This window comes from Alkalibacillus haloalkaliphilus C5, assembly GCF_000269905.1.
Lineage (GTDB): Bacteria > Bacillota > Bacilli > Bacillales > Alkalibacillaceae > Alkalibacillus > Alkalibacillus haloalkaliphilus_A.
In genome coordinates this window covers 1-7,134 of the sequence record NZ_AKIF01000148.1, presented here as the reverse complement: position 1 = coordinate 7,134, position 7,134 = coordinate 1, and the positions used below count along the sequence as shown (strand labels likewise).

Below are 7,134 nucleotides of genomic sequence, written 5' to 3'. Positions count from 1 at the left end.
CAACAAAAACAATGACATACATTTCAATTAATCCAAATATTGATCCTAACAAATTATTGATACTACTTAAAATTGGAATATTAGCGACGAAATCTAACATGTTTGCTAATACTTGCATTAAGATTTTCACAATAATAAAGATAATAATAAATGCAACACCGTTATAAAAAGCGTCAACTAGTCCGCTTCCACTGATTATCGTTCCCCAAAAGTGGTCATCAGCTGTATTTGGATTTGGAATCCAAAGCTCAAGCAAACCTGCTAAGTCTTCATAATATAAACGTGCTACAATAAAAGCAACAACAAATCCAGCTAAATGCATTAACTGTAAAATAAAGCCTCGTTTTAAACCGATTAAAAAACCTAAAATTAGTAGAATGAGTAGTATTATATCAAGCATAACTATTTTCGATCCTCTTTCCTCTCTTTTTGTACAAGTGCATCATAATCTTGTTTTAATTTTAAATAATCGTTCATCGTGTTCAATGCTGTTAAAACAGCTAATTGTGTCGTATCAAATGAAGGCTTTGAGTATTGTATTTCATCCATTTTTTGATCAACAAGACTCGCTACCATTTTTATCTGTTCTGGAGATTCTTCACCAACAACTGTATATTTTCGTTTATGTACTTCTACAGTAACTTTATTTTTTTCAGAATCAGACATCAAGTGGTCCTCCTCAACGTTATTCTAAACCATATAGTAACACGTTTTTATCAATTTAGGGAAGTAATCGGGCAACGTGCGAACCTTTATTTCTAATGATATACTAAATAATAGTTCGATTCCAAAGGAGATTTTTATGGGACAAACAGTTATAAAAGTCGATCAACAAACGTTAGGTCGTATCGAAAAACATTATGCCAATAACAAATTAAATAAACAACCACCGCACACAGAATTTATCGCTAAACAAAACGGCTGTACAATAACTGCCTATACCTCTGGGAAAATTATGTTTCAAGGCGCAACTCATGCAGAGGAAGCATCACGCTGGGATGTTAACCCAGAAACCCAAAAGAAACAACATACCATTTCAAGTGCTTCTAAAGAAGTGTTATCGCTTGATCATATCGGTTCAGATGAAGCTGGCACTGGTGATTATTTTGGACCGATTACAGTTGGTGCGGTTTATGCAACTGAAAAGCAACAAGCTTTACTACGTGAGTTAGGTGTTAAAGACTCCAAAAGTATGAACGACAAAACGATCACATCAATTGTTAAAGACATTTTAAAAACAGATATCGTTTATAGTACTGTAACACTTCATAACGAAAGGTATAATCAGCTCAAGCAAAAGAATTGGTCTCAAGTTCGAATGAAAGCTTGGATGCACCACCATGCTATTCAACATGTAATCAATAAACTAGATTCCACTAAACCTAGTGGTATTGTCATTGACCAATTTTGTGAACCGGGTGTTTATTATAATAAGATTAAAGCTTCTAATGACACTCCGCATTCTAACATTACATTTCTAACGAAAGCTGAAAGTCAGTCTACGTGTGTTGCAGCTGCTTCCATGCTCGCTCGCTACCGATTCGTACAAGAAATGGACAAGTTATCAAAAAAAGTTGGGTTTGAGCTGCAAAAAGGGGCTTCTAACAAAGTCGACCAACAAATAAAACGTATTATACAAACGAAAGGTGAGCCTTTTTTAGATCAAATTGGCAAGGTCCATTTCGGTAATACTCAAAAAGCTAAAAAAATGCAGTCGTAATCGTCTAATAACGTTACGACTGCATTTTTAGATTTAGAACCATTAACCTCTTAAAACAGCATTATACTCAGATTTTAAATGATTAACGATTAATTTTCTTGCCTCATCAATTTCTTCATCTTTTAACGTTCGTTCATTGTTTTGGAAAATAAGGTTAAAAGCAATCGATTTCTTACCTTCTTCCATATGTTCACCTTCATACACATCAAACACTTTGACAGAATGAAGATGTGGCTGACCTTGTGTCATAATTGCCTGCTCTAATTGAGCTGCAGGCACATCTTGAGTTACTACAAAAGCTAAGTCTTGCGCTATAGCAGGATACTTTGTAATAGGTGTATAGCCTTCTTTAGTATTTGAGCTTTCTAAAATTGCTTCAAGATTTAAATCAAACACGTAAGTCTCTTGTAAATCATGTTCTTTTTGCACTGTAGGGTGTACTTGGCCAATATAACCAATAACATCACCGTTTAATTTCACAACAGCTGTACGTCCAGGGTGTAATTCTTCTAGTTGGCCACGCTCAAATTGTACACCTTCAACCGCCAAGTATTCTAACAACCCTTCAACGATCCCTTTTAGAGCGAAGAAATCAACAGGCTTTTTCACACCTTGCCATGGATGATTTTCCCATAAGCCTGTAACAGCAGCTGACACTCTAGTTCGTTCCTCTGGCTGCGTACCTTGACCATAGATTTGAGTATAAACAGACCCTAACTCATAAAGCCCAACATTATATTGGTTACGAGCGACGTTGTACTGTAAACTAGCTAATAGTTCTGGAATCGCACTTAACCTTAAATGACTATGAAGATCACTCATTGGCATAGCTAATTGAACAGGTGTAACATTTAAACTTGCTACATCAGGGCTCATAAATCGTTCTGCATTTCGTTCAGTCGTTAATGAGTAAGTCACCGCTTCATAAAGTCCTGTTGATTGTAAATATTGATGGACTTGACGTAATAATTTCTGGTGTTGTGTTAAGCCACCTTGTCTCATCTCGCCTGTAGGTAACGTATACGGAATATTGTCATAACCATATAAACGCGCAACCTCTTCAATCATATCTTCTTTAATTTTAATATCTTGTCGACGCGGTGGTGCTGTAACTGTTATAGTCTCACCATCTACTTCATAGTCAAATTGTAGACGATCAATAATACGCTTCATTTCATCTAATGAAATCTCTGCACCAATTCGTTGTTCCATTTCTGATTGGTTGAACGACACTTGATCGTGCGTCCATTCTGTTGAACCTTCCTCGACGATCGCACCTAACACTTTGCCGCGACCAAGTTCAGCTAACAATTGTGCTGCACGACTTGCCGCTTCTTTAACGCGGGTAATGTCTAAACCTTTTTCAAAACGAACACTCGCTTCACTGCGAATGCCGTGTTCTTTAGAGCTTTGCCTAATTGATTGTGGATCAAAATAAGCCGCTTCAAGTAAAACTGTCGTTGTATCTTCTTGAACCTCTGAATCCTCACCACCCATTACACCAGCAATGGCATGTGCTTCTTCTCCATTAGTAATAACAAGGTGATGACTTGATAAAGTGCGCTCTTCACCGTCTAATGTTTTAATGGTTTCGCCTTCTTTAGCTAAACGCGTAACGACTTTTTGCGATCCAAAACGGTCATAATCAAATGCGTGTAGAGGTTGGCCATATTCTAATAAAACATAGTTCGTCACATCGACGACATTGTTAATTGGACGAATACCTGAACTGATAAGTCGATTTTGTAACCATAATGGAGATGGTTTCACCTCAAGGTCTTTAATAACCCAAGCTCCGTAATATGGGTTAGCTTGTTCGTCTTCAATCTCAACATCAATGTAATCACTTGATTGTTCTTGATCTTCTTTAACATTGACTTCAGGTAATTTAACGTCTTGATTGTACATCGCCGCTACTTCATAAGCCATTCCAATTAACTTAAACAATCTGAACGGTTTGGCGTTAAGTCAAATTCAATAATTGAGTCATTTAAGTTAAGTAGAGGAGCAGCAAGCTGACCTGCTTCAACATCATCTTGAATGACGTAAATCCCGTCTTTGAACTCATCATCGATATACTTTTCATCAACACCTAACTCTTGAAGAGAACAAATCATACCTTCTGATGTTTCACCACGTAATTTTGCTTTTTTAATTTTAAAATCACCTGGTAAAACAGCACCTGGTTTAGCTACGATGACGTATTGCCCCTCTGCGACGTTAGTAGCACCACAAACGATTTGCGCCGTTTCACCATGACCAACATCGACTTGACACAAATTTAATTTATCAGCATTAGGGTGTTGTTCGCACTGCTTAACATATCCTACAACTAAATGTTCACTTTCAATTGTCGGTGGAAACACTTGCTCAACTTCCACACCTGTTTTCGTAATATCTTCAGCAAGTTGATTAATTGATACATGATCAATATCAACATATTGTTTTAACCAATTCGTCGAAACAAACATCTCAATTTTCCTCCTTTATACACGATGGAATTGTTTTAAGAAGCGCACATCATTTGTATAGAAATGACGAATATCTTCAATACCGTACTTCAACATAGCAATTCGCTCTGGTCCCATACCGAATGCGAAACCTGAATACTTTTCTGGATCGAAGCCAGCCATCTCTAACACATTTGGATGAACTAATCCTGCACCTAAAATTTCAATCCAACCTGTCTTCTTACAAACTGAACAACCTTTACCTGAGCACACTTTACAAGAAATGTCCATCTCCACAGATGGCTCTGTAAACGGGAAGAAGCTAGGACGTAAGCGAATTTCACGTTCTTCACCAAATAAATGTTTTGCTAAGGTATTTAAAGTTCCTTTTAAGTCACTCATACGAACATTTTCGTCAACATACAGCCCTTCAATTTGTGTAAATTGGTGCGAGTGTGTCGCATCATCTGTATCGCGTCGATAAACTTTACCAGGACAAATAATCTTAACAGGTCCTTTACCTTCATGTTTATTCATCGTTCTTGCTTGAACTGGTGATGTATGTGTACGCATAAGTAGTTCTTCTGTAATATAAAAAGAATCTTGCATGTCACGTGCTGGGTGACCTTTTGGTAAGTTTAGTGCTTCAAAGTTGTAATAATCTGTTTCAACTTCTGGGCCTTCTGCAACTTGATAACCCATACTCGCAAATAGATCTTCAATGTCACGGATTACATTCATTAACAAATGTGAGCCGCCAACTTGTGTTGGTTTACCAGGTAGAGTGACATCAACCGTTTCTTCTTGAAGCTGTTTCTCAATCGCTTCTTCTTCAAGCATTGATTTTTTCTCCTCAATCGCTTCAGTAATGACGTCTCTTACTTCATTAGCTAGTTGGCCAATGACAGGGCGTTCTTCTTTCGATAATTTCCCCATCCCTTTAAGTACTTCTGTGATTTGACCTTTTTTACCTAAATACTGTACTCTTATGTCTTGTAAAGCTTGTTGATCAGTAACTGTTTTCACTTGGTTCAATGCTTCATCTTTCAACGTTTGTAAACGTTCTTTCATCTTAATATCCTCCTTTACTTTGAACGAACTCAATTAATAACATAAAAAACTCGCCCCCTATAGAAGGGACGAGTTATTACCGTGTTACCACCCTAGTTGGTATATAAAAATACATACCCACTCATTTTTTGTTAACGAGGGATTTCCCCGGGACACCTTTACTGATCTATTCAGGTCTAAGTGCCAACTCCTGAGTGAAATTCATCATACCGTACGAATTGGAAAGCTTTCAGTCAACGACTTTCCATCCCTTTATATCGTATAAACCGGATGACTACTTTGCTCATTCTTTGCTTTTAATATTCACTTCATCTAATCATGTATTATAGATAACTTTAACATAATTATCAAGTAGCTTGTGAAAAATGATACAAAACGATGCTTGTTGCTACACCGACATTTAACGATTCACTCTCATGTTCGATCGGAATATAAACTGTTTCGTTAGCGTCGTTGATCAGTGCAGAATCAACACCTTCACCTTCATTACCAACAATTATAGCATAGGCTCTATTGGGCTTAGCATCTTGTAATGGCTTCGCTTGATTATCAAGGGCAGTTGCATAAATGTTAATATTATGCGTATGACAGTGCGCCACCCACTGTGACAGGTCACCACCATTTATGACAGGAATATGAAATAAAGCACCTTGAGTTGCCCGAACGACTTTATCGTTATACAAATCAACAGAACCTTCCCCTAATATAACAGCTTCAACATTAAAAGCTAATGCACTTCGAATGATTGTTCCGACATTACCAGGGTCTTGCACAGCATCGACAAACAAAAGCTTTTGTCCCAGCTCTTGTTCATCATGTCTTTGTTGTTTTACTACTGCTAAAACCCCTTGTTGGGACTCTGTTTGAGCAATTTCATTAAGTACAGGTTTTGTCACAAACGTTAAGTTATAAGAATCCCAGCTTTCAGGGTAATCAACCCCGTCTAACACAATCAACTCATCGATGCACCAATCACTTTTAATCGCTTCTTCTATGAGGTGCCAACCTTCAATTAAAAATAACTCTTCATGATCACGACTCTTTTTTTTATGTAGTTTTTTCCAATTTTTGACGCGTTTATTCTGCTTAGATTCAATTAACATTATATAAACTCCTTTTATTCGTATATATATCATACATACTACATATAAGTTTGGTCAAACTAAAGGTAAATGCGAGAATAGAGGTGTTCATATGGACTTAAATTTAAGAAAAGCTATTCGAAATAATGTCGCTGGCCATAATGAAGAACAATTAGAAGCGACGATCACTGAAGCAATTCAAAGTGGTGAAGAGAAAATGTTGCCTGGGTTAGGTGTGTTATTTGAGATGTACTGGCAACAAGCTTCTGAAGATGAAAAAGAAGGCATATTAAATAAGTTAGAAGAAGAAGTTGGGAAGCTGTAGCTTGAAACTTAGTTTCTACAAGACGATTTTAAGTCAAATGTTGGGTTGTTATTTTGTTTTGGGTATAAAACAAAGATCGCAAATATGTAACTAGCATGCTTTCTTGTTTTCCTGGTTAAAGCACAGAGTTGGTATCAGGTGAGGAGCGAAGGTGGCGACTCCAGGTCGGCTAAAAGCGGTCACGTCCTGCGCCTGCGGTTACTCGGCGCAAATTAAAGCGCTGAAGCTTTTGAAATCTACATTTGTGACCAACGCCGACATTAGACCCTCCGGGTTGGTCACGGGAACAGCACGAGTCTCGAGACCCCAGAGGTGCACAGGATGTGGGTCACTTCGGCGTTCGGTCAGGACGTCCGGTACTTAGCCGAAGTTCCTTTGTCCGCCGAGTGATGCACCTGCGTCTTCAAGCAATGCTTCGAAGTAGGCTTCCTCGGTGCAAGTTTCACAGATGCAGTTTCGATGAAGTTGCCTGGCTCGAGCCGTGCG

At 37.9% G+C, this 7,134-nt stretch carries 8 protein-coding genes and 1 other annotated feature; of the genes, 2 read left to right on the top strand and 6 right to left on the bottom strand.

Annotated elements, in window-relative coordinates; genetic code table 11:
• Positions 1-400 (bottom strand): CvpA family protein (locus A194_RS0113270; RefSeq protein WP_017187304.1); only part of this gene is annotated, 400 nt, incomplete at its 3' end.
• A 2-nt stretch (positions 401-402) separates the two neighbouring features.
• Entirely contained in the window at positions 403-666 is a 264-nt protein-coding gene (gene zapA / locus A194_RS0113265; protein ID WP_017187303.1) for a cell division protein ZapA, read from the bottom strand.
• A gap of 136 nt (positions 667-802) precedes the next feature.
• Between zapA and rnhC the strand changes: the two genes are divergently transcribed.
• On the top strand, positions 803-1,720 hold the full coding sequence (gene rnhC, locus A194_RS0113260) for a ribonuclease HIII (protein ID WP_017187302.1): 918 nt from the start codon (positions 803-805) through the stop codon (positions 1,718-1,720).
• 42 nt (positions 1,721-1,762) lie between these two features.
• Here rnhC and pheT read toward each other — a convergent pair whose 3' ends face one another.
• From pheT to A194_RS0113245, 4 genes are all read right to left on the bottom strand, one after another.
• Positions 1,763-3,649, bottom strand: coding sequence for a phenylalanine--tRNA ligase subunit beta (gene pheT, locus A194_RS18540; protein WP_337442991.1), 1,887 nt, complete (start codon positions 3,647-3,649; stop codon positions 1,763-1,765).
• 5 nt (positions 3,650-3,654) lie between these two features.
• The gene (gene ytpR, locus A194_RS21205; RefSeq protein ID WP_337442990.1) at positions 3,655-4,191 is read right to left on the bottom strand and encodes a YtpR family tRNA-binding protein; all 537 of its coding nucleotides are present in this window, start codon (positions 4,189-4,191) and stop codon (positions 3,655-3,657) included.
• 15 nt (positions 4,192-4,206) lie between these two features.
• A complete protein-coding gene (gene pheS, locus A194_RS0113250) occupies positions 4,207-5,241 on the bottom strand; it encodes a phenylalanine--tRNA ligase subunit alpha (RefSeq protein WP_017187301.1) in 1,035 nt (344 codons plus the stop codon).
• Between the two features lie 61 nt (positions 5,242-5,302).
• Positions 5,303-5,541, bottom strand: a binding site (T-box leader).
• Positions 5,542-5,588: 47 nt separating this feature from the next.
• Positions 5,589-6,344 (bottom strand): TrmH family RNA methyltransferase, encoded by a 756-nt coding sequence (locus A194_RS0113245; RefSeq protein ID WP_017187300.1) that lies wholly within the window; start codon positions 6,342-6,344, stop codon positions 5,589-5,591.
• Positions 6,345-6,435: 91 nt separating this feature from the next.
• On the opposite strand from A194_RS0113245, the gene sspI reads away from it, so the two are divergent.
• The gene (sspI, locus tag A194_RS0113240; protein WP_017187299.1) at positions 6,436-6,648 is read left to right on the top strand and encodes a small acid-soluble spore protein SspI; all 213 of its coding nucleotides are present in this window, start codon (positions 6,436-6,438) and stop codon (positions 6,646-6,648) included.
• The last annotated feature ends 486 nt before the right edge of the window (positions 6,649-7,134 follow it).